The sequence below is a fragment of the Paraglaciecola polaris LMG 21857 genome (assembly GCF_000315055.1).
Taxonomy (GTDB): Bacteria; Pseudomonadota; Gammaproteobacteria; order Enterobacterales; family Alteromonadaceae; genus Paraglaciecola; species Paraglaciecola polaris.
Map to the genome: position 1 here is coordinate 20,047 of NZ_BAER01000028.1, position 23,535 is coordinate 43,581.

Annotated in this window: 22 protein-coding genes; 6 read left to right on the plus strand and 16 right to left on the minus strand. The window is 43.9% G+C overall.

Annotated elements, in window-relative coordinates; translation table 11 throughout:
• Positions 1-352: 352 nt before the first annotated feature.
• Together GPLA_RS05715 and GPLA_RS05720 are read left to right on the plus strand one after the other, a co-directional pair.
• Entirely contained in the window at positions 353-850 is a 498-nt protein-coding gene (locus GPLA_RS05715; protein ID WP_007103906.1) for a glutathione S-transferase family protein, read from the plus strand.
• 43 nt (positions 851-893) lie between these two features.
• Positions 894-1,601, plus strand: coding sequence for a cupin domain-containing protein (locus GPLA_RS05720; protein ID WP_007103907.1), 708 nt, complete (start codon positions 894-896; stop codon positions 1,599-1,601).
• Between the two features lie 428 nt (positions 1,602-2,029).
• Here the strand turns inward: GPLA_RS05720 and GPLA_RS05725 are convergent, their stop codons facing one another.
• From GPLA_RS05725 to GPLA_RS05770, 10 genes are all read right to left on the minus strand, one after another.
• On the minus strand, positions 2,030-2,605 hold the full coding sequence (locus GPLA_RS05725; RefSeq protein ID WP_007103908.1) for a BON domain-containing protein: 576 nt from the start codon (positions 2,603-2,605) through the stop codon (positions 2,030-2,032).
• 430 nt (positions 2,606-3,035) lie between these two features.
• Positions 3,036-3,842, minus strand: a complete 807-nt coding sequence (dkgB, locus tag GPLA_RS05730; RefSeq protein WP_007103909.1) for a 2,5-didehydrogluconate reductase DkgB — start codon at positions 3,840-3,842, stop codon at positions 3,036-3,038.
• A 185-nt stretch (positions 3,843-4,027) separates the two neighbouring features.
• The gene (locus tag GPLA_RS05735; RefSeq protein ID WP_007103910.1) at positions 4,028-5,365 is read right to left on the minus strand and encodes a DUF2254 domain-containing protein; all 1,338 of its coding nucleotides are present in this window, start codon (positions 5,363-5,365) and stop codon (positions 4,028-4,030) included.
• Positions 5,366-5,449: 84 nt separating this feature from the next.
• Positions 5,450-5,632 (minus strand): hypothetical protein, encoded by a 183-nt coding sequence (locus GPLA_RS05740; RefSeq protein ID WP_007103911.1) that lies wholly within the window; start codon positions 5,630-5,632, stop codon positions 5,450-5,452.
• Between the two features lie 184 nt (positions 5,633-5,816).
• Positions 5,817-6,011: a hypothetical protein gene (locus GPLA_RS05745; protein ID WP_007103912.1), complete on the minus strand. Its 195-nt coding sequence runs from the start codon at positions 6,009-6,011 to the stop codon at positions 5,817-5,819.
• A 45-nt stretch (positions 6,012-6,056) separates the two neighbouring features.
• Entirely contained in the window at positions 6,057-6,233 is a 177-nt protein-coding gene (locus tag GPLA_RS23125; protein WP_007103913.1) for a DUF1328 domain-containing protein, read from the minus strand.
• A gap of 197 nt (positions 6,234-6,430) precedes the next feature.
• Positions 6,431-7,408, minus strand: a complete 978-nt coding sequence (locus GPLA_RS05755) for an endonuclease/exonuclease/phosphatase family protein (RefSeq protein WP_007103914.1) — start codon at positions 7,406-7,408, stop codon at positions 6,431-6,433.
• Positions 7,409-7,469: 61 nt separating this feature from the next.
• Positions 7,470-8,639 carry a DUF748 domain-containing protein gene (locus tag GPLA_RS05760; protein ID WP_007103915.1) on the minus strand — a complete coding sequence of 390 codons (1,170 nt, stop codon included), beginning with the start codon at positions 8,637-8,639 and terminating at the stop codon, positions 7,470-7,472.
• 145 nt (positions 8,640-8,784) lie between these two features.
• Positions 8,785-8,943, minus strand: coding sequence for a YqaE/Pmp3 family membrane protein (locus GPLA_RS23130; protein WP_007103916.1), 159 nt, complete (start codon positions 8,941-8,943; stop codon positions 8,785-8,787).
• Between the two features lie 119 nt (positions 8,944-9,062).
• Complete coding sequence (locus GPLA_RS05770) at positions 9,063-10,019, minus strand: YihY/virulence factor BrkB family protein (RefSeq protein ID WP_007103917.1); 957 nt, start codon at positions 10,017-10,019, stop codon at positions 9,063-9,065.
• 130 nt (positions 10,020-10,149) lie between these two features.
• Here GPLA_RS05770 and GPLA_RS05775 point away from each other — a divergent pair, with 130 nt between their 5' ends.
• Entirely contained in the window at positions 10,150-11,316 is a 1,167-nt protein-coding gene (locus GPLA_RS05775; RefSeq protein ID WP_007103918.1) for a mechanosensitive ion channel family protein, read from the plus strand.
• Positions 11,317-11,329: 13 nt separating this feature from the next.
• On the opposite strand, the gene GPLA_RS05780 is transcribed toward GPLA_RS05775, so the two are convergent.
• The 5 genes from GPLA_RS05780 to putP form a co-directional block, all read right to left on the minus strand.
• Positions 11,330-12,463, minus strand: coding sequence for an MFS transporter (locus GPLA_RS05780; protein WP_051997644.1), 1,134 nt, complete (start codon positions 12,461-12,463; stop codon positions 11,330-11,332).
• Positions 12,464-12,581: 118 nt separating this feature from the next.
• The gene (nhaA, locus tag GPLA_RS05785; RefSeq protein WP_007103920.1) at positions 12,582-14,000 is read right to left on the minus strand and encodes a Na+/H+ antiporter NhaA; all 1,419 of its coding nucleotides are present in this window, start codon (positions 13,998-14,000) and stop codon (positions 12,582-12,584) included.
• 226 nt (positions 14,001-14,226) lie between these two features.
• A complete protein-coding gene (locus GPLA_RS05790) occupies positions 14,227-15,468 on the minus strand; it encodes a glutamate-5-semialdehyde dehydrogenase (RefSeq protein ID WP_007103921.1) in 1,242 nt (413 codons plus the stop codon).
• 2 nt (positions 15,469-15,470) lie between these two features.
• Complete coding sequence (proB, locus tag GPLA_RS05795) at positions 15,471-16,574, minus strand: glutamate 5-kinase (RefSeq protein WP_007103922.1); 1,104 nt, start codon at positions 16,572-16,574, stop codon at positions 15,471-15,473.
• Between the two features lie 11 nt (positions 16,575-16,585).
• Positions 16,586-18,079, minus strand: coding sequence for a sodium/proline symporter PutP (putP, locus tag GPLA_RS05800; RefSeq protein ID WP_007103923.1), 1,494 nt, complete (start codon positions 18,077-18,079; stop codon positions 16,586-16,588).
• Positions 18,080-18,572: 493 nt separating this feature from the next.
• Between putP and GPLA_RS05805 the strand changes: the two genes are divergently transcribed.
• Complete coding sequence (locus GPLA_RS05805; RefSeq protein WP_007103924.1) at positions 18,573-19,070, plus strand: MarR family winged helix-turn-helix transcriptional regulator; 498 nt, start codon at positions 18,573-18,575, stop codon at positions 19,068-19,070.
• A 56-nt stretch (positions 19,071-19,126) separates the two neighbouring features.
• On the opposite strand, the gene GPLA_RS05810 is transcribed toward GPLA_RS05805, so the two are convergent.
• Positions 19,127-19,699: a lipid-binding SYLF domain-containing protein gene (locus tag GPLA_RS05810; RefSeq protein ID WP_007103925.1), complete on the minus strand. Its 573-nt coding sequence runs from the start codon at positions 19,697-19,699 to the stop codon at positions 19,127-19,129.
• Between the two features lie 365 nt (positions 19,700-20,064).
• Between GPLA_RS05810 and GPLA_RS05815 the strand changes: the two genes are divergently transcribed.
• Both GPLA_RS05815 and GPLA_RS05820 read left to right on the plus strand, forming a co-directional pair.
• Positions 20,065-21,012: an MlaA family lipoprotein gene (locus tag GPLA_RS05815; protein ID WP_007103927.1), complete on the plus strand. Its 948-nt coding sequence runs from the start codon at positions 20,065-20,067 to the stop codon at positions 21,010-21,012.
• A gap of 7 nt (positions 21,013-21,019) precedes the next feature.
• Positions 21,020-23,446, plus strand: coding sequence for an efflux RND transporter permease subunit (locus GPLA_RS05820; protein WP_007103928.1), 2,427 nt, complete (start codon positions 21,020-21,022; stop codon positions 23,444-23,446).
• Positions 23,447-23,535: the final 89 nt, after the last annotated feature.

Sequence of the window (23,535 nt, forward strand, 5' to 3'; positions counted from 1 at the left end):
GGTACAAGCTAACTCATGTGTTAACACTATCAGCGTGACGGTTACGTCTCGTAACTGTACTCATTAATGACTCATCGTGAAGTCGTGGGTAGCAAGATAGCTAATCACAGATCAATCCGGCCAACTGACCTGAAGATATTATCACTCGTTCAAATGGCACTAAGTACATGAAATCAAATAATAAAAATGTTATTCGCTAACAGTTTTTAGTAATCGATATTCAATGCTAACCAAGTAAAAATTGACAGCTTTCAATCAAAAGCCTATAACTACCTACCAGTAGGTAGTTAGTTATTTTCATATGAAAATAAAACAAGACTTTTACCTTTAACCATTCCTTATGGAGACAGCCATGATAATTTATGATGTAGAAAACTTTCCCAACCCCCTTCGTGTACGCATTGCATTAGCAGAAAAGAACGCCCTAGATACGGTCACGTTCAAACCGGTTGATCTCATGAACGCCGAACACAGAAGTGACGCCTTTCTAGCAAAAAATCCATTTGCTGGTGTGCCCGTTCTTGAACTTGACGATGGCACATTTATAGCCGAATGCCCTGCGATTACCGAATATATTGATCACCACTTTGCCGGCCCAGCACTGGAAACCGACCAACACAAAGAGTGGGGTCAAAAGCAGCATACACGTGCATTAAAAGGCCTTGAATATTTTGATTCTGTGCTCGCGAAAACCACTTATGTGGCAGGCGACGCATTCACCGTTGCGGATATCACATTGTGGTGTGGGTTAGTATTCGGGGGGTTCTGTAACGTAACCATACCTGCTAGCTTGATACACCTGCAGTCCTGGCATGATCGGGTTGCAATACGCCCAAGCATCACTGTGTAAAGTCGATTAGCTATACATACGAGTAAGAAATAGGAGCCAGAAAATGAATATCAATGCAGACTTCAAGCAGCGCGTGGTCGTACACAGCCAACAGCAACCTTGGGTCGCGTCCCCGATGGCAGGTGTTGAACGTCGACCACTGGATCGTGTGGGTGGTGAAGTTGCACGGGCGACGTCTATTGTTCGTTATGCGCCTGGTAGCCATTTTTCACCCCACGTACATACTGGTGGCGAAGAGTTCATCGTCCTTGAAGGCGTATTTCAGGACGAGCATGGTGACTTCCCCGCTGGCTCTTATATCCGTAATCCACCCCAGTCATCCCACACACCCGGCTCAGAAAAGGGTTGTGTCATCTTTGTAAAACTTTGGCAATTTAACCCAGACGACAGGCAGTACATAAATGTACCTGCTCGCGTCGATACAGCGCTAGCATCGGTCGAATTTACGCCGCCAGCGCTAGGCGTCACCAGCAAGGAGTTGTATCGCGATGAGTTTGAAGTAGTCAGTGTTTACGAGTTAGCCCCTAACACCGCGCTAAATCTCGACGCAGTAAAAGGGCTGGAAATGCTTGTCCTTGATGGCGAATTTTGCGAAGGCAGTGATATCCTAGAAAAGCACAGTTGGTTGCGCTTACCCACAGACAGTGAATTACATGGTAGAGCTGGGAGCAAAGGCGCAAGGTTATGGGTAAAAACCGAGCATCTACCCTTTGTGGATGATCAAATAGCACGGGTGAAAAATACTCGCTAATGTTATTGGCTAGCAGTAAAGACTTATCCCGACCCATGCGGATTGCAAGTGTACGGCTTGATCAATAACGTGATGAGAGAGCGATGAAAATACTACGAAAAAGTGATAATGATGAACAAGCACCAAAGCCGTATTGGGCTCACACGAAAAGCGCTACCGCGACGTTAAACCACACGGCCTTTCTTGGTTACTTCTTTCGGCTGTAGACCAATATTTACAGGATAAATATGGAACAGCTTTAGCTGGCCTTTAGGTAAAGTGCATGGACGCATTTTATAAAAGAAGTAACTGGATGGTCTGTCATATCCAGCAGGGAGGCTGATACGCCCAGCGTATGCTGTTGTGGCCGCAGACCATAAAGTAAGCACAGCTCATAAAAAATAGATAAAAAAATACCCGCTTAAGCGGGTATTTTATAAGCTGAGGGGTTAATGTTTTTTAGACATTGTACCTTCTTCTTCCGATTTCAACATATCCACAACGCTTTTGACGTCATTGGTATTCTCTGCGATTTGAACCGCTAACTGACGCTCAGCGTCATTATCGACCGTACCAGAAAGGGTCACTTTGCCCATTTTTGATTCTACTTCGATGTCCATACCGCTGACTTCAGATTCGAACATTAGACGCGTTTTCACCACAGTCTCAATTTTCGCATCATTTAGACTTTGCATGACTTCGCCATCTTGCTCGTCATCCATTTCATCAATGACGGTTAACTGGTTATCTACATCTTTCACGCCGTCGAGTGACATGACTAACTCAGTGGCTAAGGCCTTATCTACTTCACGGTTAACTTTTCCGGTCAAGGTTACTTTGCCGTTTTTGACATCAGTGTTGATGTCAAATGAGTCCAAATTACCGTTAAGCATCAATGTGGTTTCGGCTTTGCCGTCTATCCAAGCATCGCTCGCGGTATCTTTCCACGTATTCTCTGCATTCGCAGCTAGAGATGCAGTTCCTAATGATACGGCTACTAATACTGAAATGATTGAATGTTTCATAAATATCTCCTTATTAAGATTCGTAGTGACTAATGCCAATTCGATGCCAACAAGTTAACCTATTGAAATAATTAACTTATTTTGACATAAAACAAAAATTAATCGCCTATGCCTAGGTAAATTATTACCAAGGTGTTGTAAATAATTCTTCAAAACAGCTCGGCGATTGACACCACCTTTTCTTGTAAAAAGGAATTGGTACCTGTGGGCTTACTTGATTATCCCTGTCCTAGTAACGAGTCTTTGTAACGATATAGCTCAGTGCCACCGATAAAGGGTATTTACAACACAAGCAACTGAGTTTAGGTTGGCGCAGTCGAAATGGCATTAAGTAACACACATAAAAAAACCGCTAAGGATCTAGCGGTTTGTTTGGGTGAGCAATATTCGGTGAAATCTATCCGTTAACACCTAGGGTAGCCATCAATCTCTACCAATCTGGGGCAAAGTCAGGATCCACAATACGTTCTTGGGGCTCAATAGCATCAATTTTTGCCAGCTCATCTGCGGTTAACATCAACTGTTTGCCAGTGAGATTATCGCGCATATGTTCAACATTTGTTGAGGAAGGTATCACCACTATTTTTTTGTGATTTAACCAAGATAATGCCACTGCAGCGGGAGTAGTTTGATGTGCTTCGGCTAACGCTTTCAACACATCATTTTCCATCACTTTACCTACGCCGAGTGGCATATACCCAGTCACCTGAATATTGTTGCGATGGCAATATTCCACTAGCTCTTTGTTCTGGAAATTCGGATGCACCTCTATCTGGTTCGTCAGAATGTGATCCTTGCCTAGGATCGCCAAAGCCTCATCGAGCTGGCTCTGGGTAAAATTCGAAACCCCAATATGCTCAGTCAACCCGCGCTCTTTGCACGCCTTCAATTCGTGTAAATAGTCGGCCATAGGCACTTTATTATCTGGCGAAGGCCAATGAATAAGCAACAGATTGACGTAATCGGTATTAAGTAACGTTAAGCTGTTTTGCACACTGGTAATGAACTTATCTGAGCTCAAATTTTCGTGCCACACCTTAGTGGTCACAAAAAGCTCGCCTCTCGGTAAGCCGGATGCAGCAATAGCGTCACCCACTTCAGACTCATTTTCATAAATTTGAGCCGTATCAATATGCCTATAGCCAACATCAAGGGCATTCTCGACCGCCAACTTAGCTTCGTCACCTTCTAAACGATACGTGCCGAATCCTGGGGTAGGTATTGGAAAAGTATGCATAAGTAAGTCCTCTCGTTAATCGTATAAGCCAGAACCCGGCTTATACTGTGCGCATGTGACTAATTACATTCGAATACTGTGCCAGTTATTAAGTAATTGAAATAATTGAATTTAAAAACAAAGCAAAAACAGTTTTTGTGGCTTAACTGAAATATTTGCCATAACAATTGAAGTCATTACCGACTTTAGCTGGGTGAAGACGGGTCTGAGTCTAAGTGACGTTTAATTTCGTCTAAACGGCGCTTAATATCATGCCAGTCATGCTCGCCCAATGTTAAGTTGCTTTGGATTTGTTCGATCATTGTGGCTTGTTGACGCACAAATTGCCGATGTTCTGGGGTTTGGCTAAAGCGTAGGATGCTGCTCAGACCTTCAAGCAAGCGTATGGTAACCGCTAAACTGTCTTTTGAGTATTGGCGAATTTGATTGAAGGCGGCCTCTCCTAGCCCAGTAAAAACGATAGGCTTGCACTGCAAGCGTATCACACCATTTTCGTCTTCATGAATAGCTTGAGGAAAGGGTTTGGCGGTTAAAGTACATAATACTGCACTGAGCTTGTCCACCACGGTAACCGCGGTATAAGGATCATTGATCCCTGGCGAGAGGGCACGTACGGCTATTTCAACTAACTGCCGGATGGCAAATTCAACATCTTGAATCGGTGTACGGTGTGCCCCCAAACGCATTAACTCGGATATTTTCTGTGGTTCACATCCGAATGTTGTGCCATGGAAATAAGCCGTCCCGATGACAGCGCCTTCAACCACAAAATCACCTGGCATATAATGAATTTTTAGCGCCATATCACATTCTTTCGCTAACTTACTGAGGTACGCTAAATTGAGCGTTTGGATATAACCACTTTCCTCGGAGAATATGTCTTGTTGATTGGGGTAGCGCTGACTAAAGTCGGGCATTTCACTGCTCACTATAGCTGGTTGCTGGGCTCTGCCGGTTGGGAATAATCGTTCAATAATCTCGTTTAATTCACAGTAGACGTTGTCGATCACTGTGTCAGCCTGGATAGCACGTGCCACGTGGTGAATAAAATAAATTAATACCCCAACCCCCAAGACAGCTAATAACACAGAGGTGAGTATGCTCAATCCTGGTACGAAGTTTTGCTCATCGAATGACTTGGTCGCTTGAATAATAAGTAAGCAGTAAATAAAGGTAGACAAGAAAAAACCCAACACGCATTGAGTTCCGGTATCCATCATAAAGTTTCGGATAAGTCGCGGGCCAAATTGAGATGATGCCAAGCTTAAGGCCACCACGGTAATCGAGAACGCAATACTGGTAACTGTGATCATCGACGAAGCTATGGTCGTCAACAGCGCTCGGGCTGATTCTGGAGAGGTCTGATAGAAATCAGCGAATATTTTTAACTCGCTGCTTGCGCCAAAATGATCGAATGCTAGGCCTACTTGGGATAATCCTATGGCCACCAGCGCCATAATCGATGGTACAAACCAAAAACTGGTTCTAATGGTTTCCCACAGTGTGATGAGCCGCGTATTCATATGTTTCCCTTCATTTTAACCCGGTTTTAATCCAATTGGCGCTGGACCGTGTAAATATTAGGCCAAGACCCTTAAAAACTGCGCCTACGGGCCTTTTTTAGCATTCTTTTTCTTAATAAAGACAATTGCCGCGCCGAGTGCGACGATAACAAAAAGTCCAAATGCAGCTAAGAAAGTAGTTAAAAAACTCGCTCCCCCTGTTCCGCTTACACCGACGATCACACCAACAGCAATAATTAAAATAATCACGGTAATTTGCATTAACACGTTACACACTCCCAGGCGAAGTTCGCCTTATTCGTTATTCAACCCCACTGATGCTCTACTCGCCAATGATCTCTTGTCATCAGTCACACCCACCACCTTGTGAAGTAGTATTAAAAAATAAACAATAAAAAAGGGTGCGAACACCCCTTTAACTTAAACTAGTTTGTGAACTTGCAAAAGCAAATTAACAGTCTGTATCTTTAGCACCTGCGCCATCTTTAACATCTTCACAAGCGTCTTCGATCGCATTGCCAGCATCAGTTGTCATTTCATCAACTTTTTCGCCAGCACTTTCAGCGTTGTTATCATTACAGGCTGTCACTAACGTAAGTGAACTGAAAACCATGGCTAAAAGAGTAAATTTTTTAAGTAAGTTCATAATGAATCTCCATATTGTTATTTAAAGTAAATGTGTGATGTATATCTAGACTCTGGGACCTTTACCGCGAATAGCATTCGCGACTAACGACAGTACCAATAGCACTAAAAATACAAAGAAAATGATTTTTGCAATTCCGGCCGCGGTTCCAGCTATACCACCAAAACCCATTACACCGGCTAATATTGCGATAATTAAAAACGTTAATGCCCAACCCAACATAATATTCTCCTTACCTGTTTAAATTTGTTTGTCGAATAGCTTAATGCGTCATTCATGCCACGCCGCAAACAAAATTACAAGCAGTTGATTTTAAACAATTAATTCTCAATTCAATTAAGATTATCAAGGTTAACATGTAAGTAAAAGTTGAAATATTTACAATATGAAACGGAACATGTTTCCCAAATTTTAGCCGTCTATTTAAGGCAAAGTTCCGTTAACAATGGGAAGTGATCAGACCCAATCTCTGGCAAGCGTGCCAAACGGACTAGTTCAAAACTGTCACTGTGGAAAACATGATCAAGAGGCCAGCGAGCCATTACATATTGGGCGTGAAACGTATTAAAGGCTCCTCGTCCAATGCGTGGGTCGCACAAGCCACTTACCCTCAGGAATGCTTGCGTCGTCGGCGACCAGGCCACATCATTCAAATCACCGCTAACAATTATTGGTAACCCGTCGGCGCTATCAGTTTGTGCAATCTCTTTGGCTAAACCTAACAATTCAATATCGCGTTCGGTGGCTTCTTCATTTTCTGTGGGGCTTGGCGGTGCTGGGTGCACAAAATGACACTTAATCCGTTCACCGCTTTCCAGCTGAGCAACGCAATGGACTGACGGTACCCCTTTTTCAACTCGCTCGGCTGTGATGATGTCACTTAGGGGTAGACGGCTAAATACATGCATACCGTATAAGTTATCTAACGGATAATTCACTCGGTACGGGTAAGCTGCATGTAGCGGTGCTAGAGCATCTTGCCACCATTGATTGCTTTCTAATGTCACCAATATATGGGGTTGCTCTTGTTCCACTAGCGTAATTAATTTTGCTACGTCATGGTTGGTCATTAATACATTGGCATTTATGATCTTAACGCTGCGCTTAGGCTCGGGATTATTGTTAATTTTAACCGTAGGCTTGACCAAAGGCGTGTAGGGTAAAATCCAATACATTTGATACACTAATGCGCCAAGGTTAACGCCTATTAATGATGCGATGACCAATAGGTTGTGATGATAAAACCCACCAATGGCGACCAGGTTGACCAAAAGTAACACGGCAATTTGCAGCCGAGGAAATTCCCATACTCTCACCGACCAATGATCGCTAGGAAGCAGCGGCGCTGCCGTTAAAAGTACCAGCACAAGGCTGATAATGATAAAAGTTGTGAGCATTTTTGACTCTCAGTATAAATAAAGGCTAAAAACGGGAAATGGCTATCACACGGGTCAACACTTAGTCTATGTGGCCTACCTTGTCGATGTATCCTGCGTTTATCAGACCGTTACGGTCATCTTGAATATCATCCAGCATAACGCTCTGGCTAATAACCGGTACAAACACCACGTTATCCACTTTTATATCGAACGATTTAATAAACGCATTTCTAATAATAGCGGTTATCGCCGGCCACAATGGTGTTTCAATATCGTCTATTTGTCCTTCAAGGGGAATACGGGTAGCAATAAGGTCTTTTTTACCGCCTTCGAATAATTCGGCGATGCCACCCGTCACAGCTTCAAATATCCATTGGAAAGGGTTATCACCATCTTCAACAACGTCTGCTTGCCAGTCAAAAACTGACAAATCGTATATTCCCGCTTTGACATAACCACTCACCGCCCCCTGTTTAGACGCGAACTCCATGGCGAAGTCGAGTTGGCCGGCTTCAACATCAAAGGGCGTGTAAAAGCTAATTAAGTGGTCAACATACTTCACGGGTAAACGCTGCATTTCAACGTCTAGATTAAACGTAGGTTTAGCCGCATAGGGGTCGTAGGACCCTGAGATAGAAAGCGGGCAAACACCAGCAATTTCGCCGTTTATCTGCATATTGGTAACCAGCGAACCTGAACGGGCTTTGCTGTTAGTTAGATTGCTAATATGACCATGAACATCTTGAATTTCAGTGTGCGTTTTACGCTCATCGTTAAAGGTTTCGAATATCAGTTTGCCATCAATAATGTCAATTCGATCGATTGAAAAAGGAACTAAGCGGTTTGCTAAGGTGATCCAAGTTTGTTCATTTTGCACGTCGTCATTTATGTGTGCTTCGCGCTTCGCTTCATCTGCATAATAAAATTGCGGCTTTATGAACGTCATTTCGGCCACAATACTGCCACGCAGTAATGCCGACCAAAGAACGGAAATATCCAATTGGCTAACTTTAATCAAAGGTTTTTGTAAATCGCCGTCAATCAAGTTCAACTCGATATCGTCTATCCGGTATGCGCCTCGATATAAAGCGATGTCCACATCGCCCACATGACCACTAATACCTGGGGTGGTATCAATGGCATAGTTCACCCCTTTTTCAACGGCATAGGGGGCCAATACACGTAGCATGACGAGCACCACCACTAAGCTAATCACAGTGATCATGCTTTTGCGTTTACGCGTTGACATAAAGGACTCCAGCTTAGAAAAACAATCACCCGCTGAAGGCGGGTGATTGAAGGTTTTTACCTCGTCATGAACTGTAAAAGTTACACGCTTAGCGGTTAATTTTTACCTCGATTGCATGCACTCACATCGAGCTCACCACGCGTCATTAACGTTTGGCAATAATCCACACCGCGTGGATGATGCCGGGTATATAGCCCAATAGAGTTAGCAAAATATTCAACCAGAATGCGCCTCCTAAGCCGACTTGTAAGAAAACGCCCAGTGGTGGCAGTAAAATAGCAATCAGTATTCTTAGTAAATCCATGATAACGCTCCTGTCTTATCTATATGGTTTGGTTTTATCTACTCCACTTTACATAGGCAATTAGCGTTCCGCTTTTTCTATAACAGCGCTTAATAGCTAAACTGAAAACCCCTGCCGAGTTATTTATCAACCAGATCAGCCGGCCGAGTATCCGCTACAACTGCCCCCCGCTCACCCAAGACTTTGTCACTACCGTGAGTACTATCTTGTTCAGTCTGATGCTCCATGGCGGCATTAAATTCGGCCCCCAGCAATACGATATAAGCCGTAAGGTAAAACCACATCAGCAGGACCACAACGCTTCCAAGAGAACCATAGGTTTTGTCATATTGACCGAATTGGCCAAGATAAAACGAAAAGGCGAATGAAAATGCAATCCACAAGAGGCTAGCCATGACCGAGCCAGGTGTGACCCAGCGCCATTTAGCGCGACGGCGATGGGGGCCATAACGATAAAAAGCAGCCAAGGCGAGATTAAACAGTACAGCTAAAAATGGCCAAGTCAGCCATTGAACCAGCAGACTGCTATAATCTTTTAAACCCACATAAGTAAACAGAATTGGCATTAGCGCAATACTGAATAATGCCCCCGCGAGCAAAATAACCGCGCTTAGTGTCAGTGCGATGCGCATAAATACCATCATCAGAAAGCCTCGATTCTGACGCTGTTCGTAAGTAATGTTACACGCCGTCACCATGGCCTGAGCGCCTTTACTGGCACTCCAAACAGCAAACAAAGTACTCAGCAACGCACCAGTACTGAGCGCAGCTTCAGACTTGCCCATGATACGACTTACTTGGCTGAGAATAATCTCACGACTTTGTGCAGGCACAACACCGATTAAGTGGTTTAAATGCTGTTGCAATTCATCCGCAGAAACTACCAAGCCATATACAGAAATAAACGCTGCCAACATAGGAAAAACGGCCAATAAAAAGTAAAACCCTACCCCTGCGGCGATAAGTGACAGGTTGTCATCGAGCATTTTTTTCATTGTGCGGCGTAAAATATCCCACCAGCCTCGCAATGGGATGTCTTGAGGGGAGTTCGCATGTTGGCCTCTATTTACTTTCATTATATTTCCTTATTGATGCAGATATCTGTTTGCCTGTATGGCATCTATCTTGCGTTATCTAAAGCACTTACTTGATTATGCCGTCGCCAGACTCGCAATATCTGCTTACGCAAACTATTGAAGGTGTTATATGCAACCACATGCCCGTTTAAGCCAAATATCAGTTTCGTTGCTTTTCATTGCTGTAACCTATGCCATTTCCATGCCTAACACTTGGGCACAAGCTAAGGTCACCAGCGAAAAGGTTGCTATCAGCCAGCAACCTTTAGATGTTTGGGCAGATGTGGCGAGCCTATGGCAACGCATCGTTCTGGCATTGCCCATGGTCTCATTAGGATTATTGTTTTTTGTTATCTGCTACTTACTCGCCAAGCCTCTGTCAACTTTGCTGGTGCGCCCAATTGGTTATGTCAGCCAAAGTCAGTTAATCAAACTGGTCACCAGGCGCACTATCAGCTTGCTGATTATTTTACTTGGGCTTTACGTATTCCTGCGGTTTGCGGGCTTGAGTGAGTTTGCTATTGCGATTGTTAGCGGTACCGGTGTGATGGGCTTAATTCTTGGGTTTGCCTTTCGCGATATTGCTGAAAACTTTATTTCTAGTTTGTTATTGAGCGTGCAAAAGCCGTTTAAAATCGACGACGTTATTGAGGTGCAAGGTCAGTTAGGGATAGTCAAACAAGTCACAGCAAGAGCCACAACTTTAGTCGATTTCGATGGTAACCATATCCAAATTCCCAATGCGACTATTTACAAAAATATCATTCGTAACCTCACCGCCAACCCCAAAATGCGTGGTAAGTTTATTATTGGCATCGGTTATGATTCGAGTATTTTGGACGCGCAGCAGTTGGCGACTAAGGTACTGGCGTCTCAGCCGACTATTCTACAAGACCCAGAGCCCCAAGTACTGGTGGACGAGCTGGGTTCGTCTACTGTCAATCTGAAAGTTTATTTTTGGATTAATGCCCAGCAATATAGCTTACTTAAAGTGTCATCTATGCTGATGCGCCTGATCATGCGCGAGTTTGAGAAAAACAATATCAGTATGCCTGACGATGCTCGTGAAATTATTTTTCCCCAAGGCGTGCCTGTTCATCAAATACCGTCAGTCCCTGACGAACAGAGCACATTAGCGACCCCGTCCAGTCAAACCTTACTTGAAAATAAAACGGCTACCATAGAGCGTGATAGCACCGAAGACGAGCATTTGGAGGATTTAAGCAGCGACACCCATGATATTCGCCAGCAAGCAAAGCAAGCGCGCGATCCAGAGCAAGGACAGAATATTCTGTAGTCGACGTTAGGGGCTACTTTTCTTTTTTCAGCCAATAGCTTTGCATTAACCCAATGAATAAAAACGCACTCATTAATGGGAGAATTTGCTCACCAATAATGGGATACAAAACCGCATAGACGCCGCCAAAAGCAAGTAAGACATAACCCACCACTGTGTTTGCCGTGGCCACATATTGGGTACGTGTATTACCGTCTGCGATATCTAATAAATAGGTTTTTCGCGCCGTACGCACACCGGCATAACCCACGGAAAGAAAAAAGAATAACCCCACATTCAGCCATAAAGACGCGAGTCCAAAACATAAATAAAATACGCCACTTGCCAGCAAACATATCCCAGTTGCAATGCGGATGGTCAATACCGCACTTTTATCAGACCAAGTCCCCCATACATACGATGATAAAAATGTAGCTAAGGAACTAGCAGCAATAAAATATGGTAGCTGAAAAGTGTCATCCTGACTCGTAGTAATACTGACAAAAAATGGTGCAATAAGCGCGCTGTGCAACAATAAACAGCGGCTGATAATAAGATGGAGCAATGCCCGGTCATGCTTTAGGGTAAACAGAAAAGAAGCCTGTTGATCATTCTCATCAGACTCCACCTTGGCATGTAGCGTTAAAGACAGCGGCAGGGTTGCGATAAACAACATACTTGCACTCGCGATGATCCATAACAGCCAAACCTGATCGAAGTGCGCCTCACCTAGAATAAGCGCCAACGCGCTCAATAAGGAGAGTAAGCCCGAAATACCACTCGCAAAGCCAACCAATTTTCCTCTGCGACCTTTTTCAATCAGCACCCCTTCCATATCTTTCATCGTTAACGAGCACAAGGCGCGACCGAGACTCAACACGATCAATAAAAAGAGTATCAATAAGCCGCCAGAATAGGGGCTGAGGAAGGCCACAGCTGGGACCATTCCCATGATTGCCGATGCTTGCACAAATACACCAACCCGCCAAACACGCTGACGCTGGGTGAATTGCTGAATACGCTGCTTCAATGGCCATTGGGGAATAAGCGAGCCTGATTCACGAACGGGTACCAAGAGCGAAATCATCCAACTTGGCGCGCCGATACTCGTTAATACCCATGGCAAGGTGGTTTTGGCTGAAATTAAGATATCCGCCAATTTAGTCATGCTTGATATCACAACCAAGCGCAGGAATGCGCCAGAACCTGATGCTTTACTCACTGATATTCCCTGTTTCCAGATTACTGACAATCATTAAGAAAATTGCCCCCGTAAGGATCACATATTAGCCTTCGGTTTGAGGAAGGCCTGCTTTATTGTGATTTTCTTTTTGCGCGGATCCGGCCCCCGTATTGCTGCTATTTAACATGAACAAGGTCGTGCCCAATAGCGCTGCAATCACCGAGCCTGCCAAAATACCTAGCTTCGCCTGAGCCAGTAATTCTGGCTGACCGGCGAAACCCAACGAAGCGATAAATAACGACATGGTAAACCCCACCCCCGCCAAACTTGCTAATGCAAATACCTGGGCAAACGACAATCCTGTTGGCAGCCGTGATAAACCACTTTTTACCGCCAACCAAGCGAACAAACTAATGCCACATATCTTGCCAAGCACCATAGCCACTGCCACGCCGACCAACACCACTGAATCAAAAATTTGGCTGAGGTCACTTGGCAGAGCAACACCTGCGTTGATAAACGCAAAAATAGGCAAGATCAGCAAGCTGACAGGACGATTCAAAACATGTCCCCAACGCTGAATGGGTGTGGTGGCCATGGCGGCAATATCTTGGGCTTCTTCAACCAACTCGTGCTGCTCTTGATGCTCTAAAATCGATACGTCTTTTTTATCTATTTTTTCGAAGCGATTAACAATATTGCGCATATTACGTGCGAACCACGAGCTCTGGGCATAAGGTTTAGTTGGCACCGCTAAGGCCGCTAAAATACCTGCTGCGGTGGCATGCACACCGGATTGCAATACAAACCACCAAAGCAGTAAGCCGCCTAATACATAAAAAATTGGCCGCCGAACACCCAGTACATTAAACAGAAATAGGCCCAACAATGCCAGTCCCGCATAACTCAATGATAATAAGTCAAGACCGTCGGTATAAAACAGACCAATTACCGCGACGGCCCCCATATCATCGACAATGGCCAATGCTGATAAGGTTACCGCTGCTGAACGAGGCGCTTTACTGCCCAATAAGGCCAAAATGCCTAAGGCGAATGCGGTGTCGGTAGCCATGGGGATACCCCAGCCATTCATGGCTTCATCGACCCCTGTAAGCGCAATACCTGCGTAAATACTGGCAGGCAGCACCATACCCCCTAACGCCATCGCAATGACCAAACTCGAGTCACGAAAGTCTTTTAAATCTCCTACCAAACACTCATATTTGATCTCAAGCCCGAGTAAAAAGAAAAATAACACCATCAATCCATCGTTCACCCAAGTGTGCAGGGAATGACTCAAGGTAAAATCACCTAATGAGATACTCAATGCCATATGGCTAATTTTTTGGTATAGCTCTCGGCTGTCTGAATTGGCGATAACCATGGCTGCAATAGCCGCAAGCAGCAGTATGATACTGGCGGTGGCTTGGCTTTTGAAGAATTGCTCGAATGAGCAAACCACATGATTAAACTCACGCTCTAAAGGCGCCAGTTCTCGCTCCTTATCTTTTAGCTCATCCATATGCTATTCCCCTGCACGTCGAAAGAGAAGTAATCGATTGAATACAAACAGACCGAATGGCTAAAACGAAAAATGGGCCGAATACGAGTGTATTCGCCCCATTTAATTGAAAAAATAATGCTTTAATATGCATAAGCCTGAGTACTCTATTTAACTGAATACCGAGGAAATATGCAGGAACCTCGCCAACCCCAACCCATCAGTCGGTTAAAGAAGCAGCGCGCAGTTATGCGCGTATTTGGCCTGTTCCGCTCACTAAGTATTTCTCAGCAGTAAGTGACTCAAGTCCCATTGGACCATAGGCATGCAGCTTAGTGGTAGCGATACCAATTTCAGCCCCAAGGCCAAGTTCGCTGCCATCAGAGAAACGCGATGATGCGTTAACCATGACCACGGATGCATCAACACTGCGCTGAAAACGCTTAGCGGTGATCTCATTCTTGGTACAAATCACTTCAGTATGGTGACTGCCAAAGCGGGATATATGGGCAAAAGCTGCTTCTATATCAGCAACAACACCTACCGCAATCTCTAAATCTAGATACTCTTCACCGAATTCGTCGTCTTGAATAACAGTAGGGTTATCAAAGTAACGAGCGGCGTCAGCACTGGCATTCACTTTCACTTGTTTACTTTGTAACGCTGCAGCTGCTAGGGGTAAAAATTTATCAGCAATATCTTGATGTACGATCAACCCCTCAAGGGCATTACACACACCTGTACGGTGAGTCTTGCCATTCACTAAGATATCAATACCCGTTTGTAAATCTGCGTCATTGTCTATGTAAAGATGACACACACCTTTAAAGTGCTGGATAACAGGAATTTTACTGTTGTCAGTCACGTGGCGGATCAGCCCTTCACCACCACGGGGAATGATCACATCTATGTAATCACTCTGCTGCATTAATTCCATCATCAGCTCACGATCAGGGTTTGGTACAACCGTAATTAATTCAGCCGGCAGATCGTGTTTTTTGAGAACGTCTTGTAAAACACCCGCAATGGCTTTGCTGCTACCCAGCGCTTCTTTACCACCACGTAAAATCACCCCATTACCGGATTTAAAGCACAAAGCTCCGGCATCGGCGGTAACATTCGGGCGCGCCTCATAAATCATGCATACCACCCCTAATGGAATGCGCATCTTACTGATTTTAAGACCATTTGGTCTCTCACCTATGACTCGTTCCTGGCCGGCAGGGTCTGGCAATGCAGCGATAGTTTCGATACCAACAGCCATGCTTTCAACACGTTCGGCATTTAACGTTAGGCGATCAATCATTGCTGCACCTAAGCCATCTTTTTCAGCTTGAGCTAGATCCAACTTGTTGGCGGCGTAAATCACTTCCGCATTGACACGTAATGCATCGGCCATATCGTGTAAAACGATGTTCTTGGTTTTTTCATCTAATACTGCTAATACTTTTGCAGCTTCTGCTGCCTTTCTTGATAATTCTTTAATCATGTTTATTGTTTCTCCAATACAGCGATGTTCTTCTTCGAGATGATAGGACCGGTTTTATTTTGGAATTCACCGGCAAATTCACGGTCTTCTTGGTCAGCAATAAAGCTCAGCAAACAACTGCTGTAATTGGAGCGAGCTTTTGCAATACGTGTCCCGTCATCTTTTCTCAATAAAATAGTGTCACCCACAGCAAAACTACCGTTTACTTCAACGATTTCATCACTGGTCAATTGCTGCCCGTCCACAAAGGTCGTGTCGAAATCATTATCAACAACTAACTCCCCTTGCTCTGAAGCAGTGTGAGTCATCCAATGCACATGCTCCTGCATCGGTTTAGCATAGGGCCTGAAATGCGTACCAGGGTTTTTACCCTCTAATAAGGTATTAAAGGTGGTAGCGGTAAATCCGTTAACGATAAAGGTATCGATGCCGTGTGAGGTTGCCTTCTCAGCCGCTTCAATCTTAGTTTTCATACCGCCCGTACCAACTGCACTGGTGGCTCCGCCGCCCATGGCGAAAATGCGACTGTCGATCGTTGTGACTTCAGGCAACAATACTGCGTCATCATGGGTATTGGGGTTTTTGTCGTACAAACCGTCAACGTCCGAGCAAATAATTAACGCGTCAGCATCAGCTGATGCTGCAACCATAGCGGACAAATTATCGTTGTCGCCGACCTTAAGATCATCCGTGGTCACAGTGTCGTTTTCGTTGATAATGGGTAACACGCCATTATCTAGTAGCGAAAAAATCGTGTCACGAATACTCACGTAACGTTCACGGTCACGCAAATCACCATGCGTTAACAGAATCTGTGCCGTTGGGAAATCAAATAAACGATCCCATGTGGCCATCATCTCGGTTTGACCGGCGGCTGCCATAGCCTTTTTCAGGGCAATATTCACGTTCTCAGTTTCTGGGAACAAGTGCGAACCAGCCGCTACCGAGCCTGATGAAACCAAAACGACCTGAACACCATTGGCTCTAAGACGCACAATAAATTGCGCGATACTGAGCAAGTAATGGCTACTACACCCTTTACGGTGTGGCGCTATCAGCGCGCTGCCTACTTTAATTACGACGCGCTTCCATTGTGAAAGATCCATTGAATGTTTCCTTAATTTGAATGTTGTTTAGCTAAAACCAGATTGGTTTCGTCGAACATGGCGGCTGTGGCTTCACTTGGTTCGTCACCGAATAAACTGACGAGCCATATCACAGCGGCACTAACAATAAAGCCGGGGACAATTTCATACATCACGCTTGAAAGCGCTTGCCCATCGGGTAGCAGTGGTGCATAAATCCAGACCAAAACGGTCACAGCACCTGAAATAATGCCTGCTACAGCGGCTTTGTGGGTTAAGTTTGCTTTGTATAAGCAAAACAACACTAACGGTCCAAATGCGGCGCCAAAACCAGCCCACGCATTACTGACCAACGATAAAATACTGTTGTCACTATCTAACGATAACAACAAGGCGATAATTGCTACACCCGCAACACCATAACGGCCCATTTTTACGGTTTGCTCGTCACTGACTTCATTTCCGGCTTTCAAGCGGTAAATATCTTCAGTGAGTGAACTCGCTGATACCAGCAACTGGGACGAGATAGTACTCATAATGGCCGCTAAAATAGCTGCTAACAAAAAGCCACTAATTATCGGATTAAACAGCAATTCAGAAAAAATAATAAAAATGGTTTCTGGGTCATCTACCGCCAAGGCAAATTTATTTGCATAAGCGACCCCCACTAAACCGGTAGACAGTGCGCCTATAATGGTCACTGTCATCCAACTCATGCCAATAGCACGTGCAGTTTTTACCGCTGGTACTGAACGGATAGCCATAAAACGCACGATAATATGCGGTTGGCCGAAGTAACCTAAACCCCAGGCTAAACTCGACACTAACCCTAACCACGTCATATCACTCATGGTTTGCGAGAAGGTTGGAATAGACTGATAAGCATAACCTAACATTTCGTTGCTATCGGTGAATTGTTGGTAGGCAACGATAGGCACTAATGCTAAAGCAACGAACATAATACAACCTTGTACAAAGTCCGTTAATGACACAGCTAAAAATCCACCAAGCAAGGTATAAGACACCACCACACCTAGGGTGATAATCAGTCCAACTTGGTAATCTAACCCAAATGCCGATTCGAACAACTTTCCGCCAGCCACCAACCCTGCAGAGGTATAAAGGGTAAAAAACAGCACAATAATGGCAGCCGAAATAATACGGATACTGCTGGTTTTACGATTAAAGCGTTTGGCAAAGAACTCTGGGATCGTCAACGCGTCATTAGCAACCTCGGTGTAGACCCGTAATTTGGGTGCAACCAAAATATAATTTGCTAGCGCTCCCACAAGCAAACCAATGGCAATAAACATACTGTCAAAACCACCGACAAACATGGCACCGGGCAAGCCCATGAGCATCCAGCCACTCATATCTGAGGCACCTGCGGACAATGCGGTCACTTGGGGACTGACCTGACGTCCACCCAAAATATAACCTGACATATCGCTGGTAGAACGACGATAAGCAAACACACCTATCCCCAGCATAGCGATGAAATATACTGCTAAAGAAATATAACTCATAATTTAATAATTAATGGCTTGTAGAAGTTTGGCTTATGCCGCGAGCGCGAGATTGGTTGTGGGTAACAAGTACGAGTAATGAAATGCAGGTCAAAAACCAAAAACTCGTTATGTGAAAAATTTTGTTAACTACTAAAGTGGCAGGTTGGGTAAGCGTCTTGCCAATCGCCTTAAGCGTTTTCATTTTATCTCCGTAAATGAATAATAAGTTGTGCACACATAATTACAGGTCAATTAATTAGTACACGAAGCATTATGCTCAATTACTGCTCAAAGATCAAATCTAAATGCGTGCATATCAAGGATAAAAGCTCAGGGATGCCAGAAAAACAGTCCTAAAAATAAACAGTTAGATCAGCGCTAGCACTTATACCTTCAACGCTAGAGCGTTATTTTTTAAATACACTTTTAACATCAGAAAAAAGTGTATTAGGTTGCATTCGAGGGGGAATTTGCTAGGGTTCGCCAGTTATAGACCACAGGGGCGTTTGCGATGAGAAAATACGATGAATTACTGGTTTCACTGCGCCGGGTTATCCGGGCAATAGACCTTTACTCAAAAAAGCTCAATAAAGAATCAGGCTTAACCAGCCCTCAACTGATCGTGATGCAAGAAATTGCCAACAACGAAGATGTGATGGTTAAGGATATCGCGACTCATATTAATTTGAGTTCAGCTACGGTGACCAGTATTCTCGATCGCCTAGAAGCGCGAGGCTATGTGGTGCGTGAACGCACTCAGGTTGATAAACGCAAGGTGGCGGTTCGCTTAACCGAATCAGGAACTAACGCGTTCAAAAATGCCCCTACCTTATTACAGGAACACTTCATCAATCGTTTTGAGGCTCTGGATGAATGGGAGCAAACCCAGTTGGTATCTACCATGCAACGCATTGCTAAAATGATGGACGCCGAAGCATTAGACGCAGCACCATTATTACAAGTCGGTCAAATACACCCGCAAAGCACAGTCATCGATAACAGCAAATAAAATCAACCTAGCGCCCGGTCAATTAAGTCGTACTCTATTAAAAAGGCGCCTCGCCGTTAGTTAAGCTGGTCGTCTTTCCAATATTTTGTCCCTTTCACGGTTGCTTGCAAGGCTAGTCCGCTTTCAGTCAACTGATAGATGGTGATATTATCCGCGGTAACCTCGCCACTTTTGGCAGCGCCTTTATCGCCCGCTTTAGCCGCAGCATCAGCCTGGGCGCCAAATGCCCAACCCTTTTCCACAAAACGTGACATCACGGCTTCATTGTGAAAAACAAATACTGCGCTGAAATCCTTGATGCCAGCTCCCAGGCCTACACCCACTTCCGCCATTTTCATGTAAGTCTGCTGACCCGTTTGATTATCAGTGACAACCCCGTAACCGCCGCCAAAACTGGCCAAAATCAAGTTAACATTGGCGTTATCAAACACCGCGTAACCTGGTGCACTGTTAATTTGTGAACGAACACTGGGTTTGAGGGTAAATAACTCAGTTAACACTTTGTCTTTCATCGTTTGCACAGCCTGACGCTTTTGCGCGACAGTGGCGTCTGTGGTGGTTGTACAGCCACTCAATAAAACAAGCGATAACGAGGCAAAAACGCCAAAAAACAATGATTTGTACTGCATAGGTAGTCCTTAAAAAAATATTACTAGAATCCGAGATGGCTTAGCAATTAACAAACCAAAAACAATAACCATTTGTTATTTAAAGATTAAACGAATAAATATTCACTCTCAGTGGGCTTTTGCAGCGTTTTAACGTAATACTGAAGAGCGTATCCGGTAATAATGTCGCAACCGTTAAGTAGTTTTTTCCTAAATAGAAAGGGCAGCTTGGCAAAATATCCATAAAGACATTTAAATCAATACGTTAACAATGGAATGAATTTTGTATCCTATTGAGCGAAGCTTTCCATAAGAGTTGAAATATAAAACCATCAATAACAACTCCGTTATGGCAATCTCGCTTTCATTTGCAGAGGAATATCAGTTTGTTAACTAGACCTATACTGAAAAAAATTATCACCGGCGGCGTGCTCAGCATGACGTTACTGCTTACCGCTTGTAGCACGAATGACGTCCAGCACACGGTCGAGCAACCAGTTAACAGTAATGTTAGCGGTTCTGAATTGGTGATCACCAGTTCCCACGGTACACAGACCATTGAACCTACCGTTGTCAGTTATCCCGCGCCCAACAGCGTGCAAGACAAACAAAATAGCGATGTCACTACATTCAATGACCCATTAGAATTCATTAATCGACCGATTTTTGCCTTTAACGATAAATTGTTTGAGTACGTCTTAATTCCTGCTGCAAAAGGCTACACAAAAGTCGTCCCCGATCCTGTACGAAGTAGTGTTGGACATTTTTTTAGTAACATTCGAGAACCGTTAAACGCGTTAAACCAATTATTTCAAGGTGAAGTGAGCGACAGTGGTAAAAGCGTAGGGCGATTTGCCATTAACTCAACCATTGGTTTATTAGGCTTCTTTGACCCAGCGACAGCCTGGTTTGAAATCGATGAAAACGTGTCCACAATCAACGACACCTTGATGAAATATGATGTGGGCTATGGAAGTTATTTAGTCTTACCGTTTCTTGGCCAATCCGATTTGCGCAATGGGTTTTCAACCATAACTGAGTCTATTTTCAGCCCTATTCAATATGTTACAGAAAATCCAGAAACCCTTTATATTCAGGCATATGGGGGCTTTCACGCCTTTACTCCTGAAGCACCTACCTACGAAAAATTACGCAGTGAAACAGATGATCCCTACGTGTTTTTTCGTAACCTATACATGCAAAGCATGTTGCGTGATCAGCAATATCCGGCCCAAGGATCCCTTAATGATAAAGCTCAACAAGGCAACCCCAATACCAGTGATGAAAATACGCAAGATTTAGATACCGATGTACCTGCATCGCAGCCGGAGTAAATGATTGATGAGTGCATTTTTAGCCAACATTATTATTCGCCATGCAAAGCTGATATTGGTCCTTTTTACTATTTGCGGTGTGTTAGCTGCTTGGTCTGCTCAACAGTTTAAAATTGACGCTTCTGCTGACACCTTATTAATTAAAAATAATAAGATGTTCGTCGAAACCCAAGTGATGAATGAGCGGTTTTCGCCTCAAGAATTCATTTTAGTGGCATACAAACCAAAAGCCCATGAGGTATTTAGCCAACAGTCATTTAATGATATTCAACAAATATCCAGTGAACTCAAACGCCTACCCAGAGTGGCTGACGTAACCAATATTCTGAATGTGCCTTTGCTGTCGTTATCAGGCAAGTTAGATCCTAACCTCAAACCAGAGCAACTAACTTGGCAAGCAAACCATTACTCTAGCGAAAAAATGCGCGAGGTATTTACTGACCACCCACTTTTCACCGATCTACTGGTCAATAAAGACCAAACCGCCACCGCGATGCAAATCGTCTTTAAACCCAACGCTGAGTTAAGAGACATTCAAAGTCAAATCATCGCTATTCAAAAAACTATTCTGGACGGTGAGTTAACTGAACAAGATGAGCAAAAAATTGCTGAGTTGAAAAAACAGGCAGAGCCTATCGAGCAAAAACTTAAAAAAACTCGGCAACAGGAAATAAAGCAAATATACCAAACGATTGAACCCTTCAAAGACGATGCGGATTTATATCTCGGTGGCGCCTATGTGCTCGGCCAACAAATGATCGACATCATTCAAAGTGACTTGGTCATCTTCGGCAGTGCGATAGGGCTGGCTATCTGTCTGATCTTATTTATCTTTTTTAGGAAAATACGTTGGGTTATTTTGCCGCTACTGTGTTGTGGACTAAGTGTCATATTGACTGTCGGTTTATTCGGTTTGTTAGATTTTAGAGCCACTGTCATCTCCTCGAACTTCATTGCCTTACAGTTAATTTTAACCTTGGCGGTGGTTGTACATCTGATTGTTGAGTTTCGTCAGTTGGAAGAACAAAACAGCGAAGCAAACCAACAAGAGTTACTGCGCCAAACATTTGTTAACAAGTTCAAGCCATGTTTGTATGCAGGGATCACGACAAGTGTTGGCTTTGCCTCCTTGATATTTAGCGGTATTCAACCAGTTGTTAGTTTCGGCTGGATGATGATAGTTGCCATGTGCGTATCGATATTCTCAAGCCTATTACTGTTCCCAGCGGTTCTCGCGTCATTTAAACGCAAAGGCGATAGTCATGAGAGTCGTATCAGTCAGAAAGTCGTATCTGTCCTAAGTGCTTTCACCTTAAAGCGCCCTACCTTTATTGTGTTCATCAGTGTGATAGTCGGTGGTGGTCTTATATTCGGCATCGTTAAACTGAATGTGGAAAACAGTTTTTTAAATTACTTTAAGGAATCAACTCAAGTTCGCACCGAACTAGAGTTTATCGATCGTGAATTCGGCGGCTCAACCCCCTTGGATTTCATCTACACCGTTCCTGAAAGTGAGCGTCGTGACGATCTGGTGATGAGCGCTAAGACCATTCAAACGCTGCAAAAAATACAGCACGTAATGCGTCAGTACGAGGCAACGGGCAATATAACCTCAGTGGTAAACTTCACCGAGCTGGCAAAAAAGATCAATCAAGGTCGCCCACTGACTGAATATGAACTCACGGTGATATACACCTTGTTAGATAAATCACTAACCGAACAACTACTAGGTGCCTATTTTAACCCAGAGAACAACCAGCTTCGTATTAGTACGCGTATTCAAGACAGTACAGAAAACTTTAATCGCGCAGAATTTCTCGAGACCTTTCGTAGCGATTTAGCCCTGCTCGATATCGATCCAAAAAGCTATTCCTTAACCAATTTGTTTGTGCTCTATCAAGATATTTTACAACGCTTGTTTTCGTCACAAATTATGACTTTAGGTTTGGTATTTGCTGCACTGACTCTGGTGTTATTAGTTATCTTTCGCTCGATCAAGGTGGCGCTTATTGCCGTCATCCCTAACATTCTAACAACACTGGTGATTTTAGGCGTAATGGGCTGGTTAGGTATTGCATTAGATTTAATGACCATCACCATATCAGCTATAGCAATGGGGATCGCAGTAGATGACACCATCCATTTTGTGCACCGCTACTTGGAAGAGTTAAACCGTGAAAATAGCGATGGGGATATTGCCATTAAGAAAACATTTAAGTCCGTTGGTTATGCGCTGATCTACACCACCACCATTATTGCCGTGGGCTTCTCGTTACTCAGCTTTTCGGATTTTGTACCCAGTATCTTGTTTGGCTTGTTAACGAGTTTAGCTATGCTACTGGCCTTTATTACGGACACTACCTTGCTGCCAGTACTACTGAGAAAGTTTGTGAAACCTAAACCGCAAAAAATACAGGCTCAAAGTAATAGCTAGTTATCGAAATGAAATTGATAAAATGTACACATCTATGTCGTTATTTTTCACACTATGGTGCATGAAAACTAGGCACTGAAAATATAATT

What these genes read in the sequence shown, in the direction of transcription:
- GPLA_RS05735 (WP_007103910.1), bottom strand. Translation starts at nt 5,365, where the DNA reads ATGAATACGCGGCTCATCACACTGTGGGAAACCATTAGAACCAGTTTT.
- GPLA_RS05760 (WP_007103915.1), bottom strand. Translation starts at nt 8,639, where the DNA reads ATGTCAACGCGTAAACGCAAAAGCATGATCACTGTGATTAGCTTAGTG.
- GPLA_RS05720 (WP_007103907.1), top strand. Translation starts at nt 894, where the DNA reads ATGAATATCAATGCAGACTTCAAGCAGCGCGTGGTCGTACACAGCCAA.
- GPLA_RS05755 (WP_007103914.1), bottom strand. Translation starts at nt 7,408, where the DNA reads ATGCTCACAACTTTTATCATTATCAGCCTTGTGCTGGTACTTTTAACG.
- GPLA_RS05780 (WP_051997644.1), bottom strand. Translation starts at nt 12,463, where the DNA reads ATGACTAAATTGGCGGATATCTTAATTTCAGCCAAAACCACCTTGCCA.
- GPLA_RS05745 (WP_007103912.1), bottom strand. Translation starts at nt 6,011, where the DNA reads ATGAACTTACTTAAAAAATTTACTCTTTTAGCCATGGTTTTCAGTTCA.
- GPLA_RS05715 (WP_007103906.1), top strand. Translation starts at nt 353, where the DNA reads ATGATAATTTATGATGTAGAAAACTTTCCCAACCCCCTTCGTGTACGC.
- GPLA_RS05805 (WP_007103924.1), top strand. Translation starts at nt 18,573, where the DNA reads ATGAGAAAATACGATGAATTACTGGTTTCACTGCGCCGGGTTATCCGG.
- proB (WP_007103922.1), bottom strand. Translation starts at nt 16,574, where the DNA reads ATGGATCTTTCACAATGGAAGCGCGTCGTAATTAAAGTAGGCAGCGCG.
- GPLA_RS05820 (WP_007103928.1), top strand. Translation starts at nt 21,020, where the DNA reads ATGAGTGCATTTTTAGCCAACATTATTATTCGCCATGCAAAGCTGATA.
- GPLA_RS23125 (WP_007103913.1), bottom strand. Translation starts at nt 6,233, where the DNA reads ATGTTGGGTTGGGCATTAACGTTTTTAATTATCGCAATATTAGCCGGT.
- GPLA_RS05775 (WP_007103918.1), top strand. Translation starts at nt 10,150, where the DNA reads ATGCAACCACATGCCCGTTTAAGCCAAATATCAGTTTCGTTGCTTTTC.
- nhaA (WP_007103920.1), bottom strand. Translation starts at nt 14,000, where the DNA reads ATGGATGAGCTAAAAGATAAGGAGCGAGAACTGGCGCCTTTAGAGCGT.
- GPLA_RS05770 (WP_007103917.1), bottom strand. Translation starts at nt 10,019, where the DNA reads ATGAAAGTAAATAGAGGCCAACATGCGAACTCCCCTCAAGACATCCCA.
- putP (WP_007103923.1), bottom strand. Translation starts at nt 18,079, where the DNA reads ATGAGTTATATTTCTTTAGCAGTATATTTCATCGCTATGCTGGGGATA.
- dkgB (WP_007103909.1), bottom strand. Translation starts at nt 3,842, where the DNA reads ATGCATACTTTTCCAATACCTACCCCAGGATTCGGCACGTATCGTTTA.
- GPLA_RS05790 (WP_007103921.1), bottom strand. Translation starts at nt 15,468, where the DNA reads ATGATTAAAGAATTATCAAGAAAGGCAGCAGAAGCTGCAAAAGTATTA.
- GPLA_RS05725 (WP_007103908.1), bottom strand. Translation starts at nt 2,605, where the DNA reads ATGAAACATTCAATCATTTCAGTATTAGTAGCCGTATCATTAGGAACT.
- GPLA_RS05810 (WP_007103925.1), bottom strand. Translation starts at nt 19,699, where the DNA reads ATGCAGTACAAATCATTGTTTTTTGGCGTTTTTGCCTCGTTATCGCTT.
- GPLA_RS23130 (WP_007103916.1), bottom strand. Translation starts at nt 8,943, where the DNA reads ATGGATTTACTAAGAATACTGATTGCTATTTTACTGCCACCACTGGGC.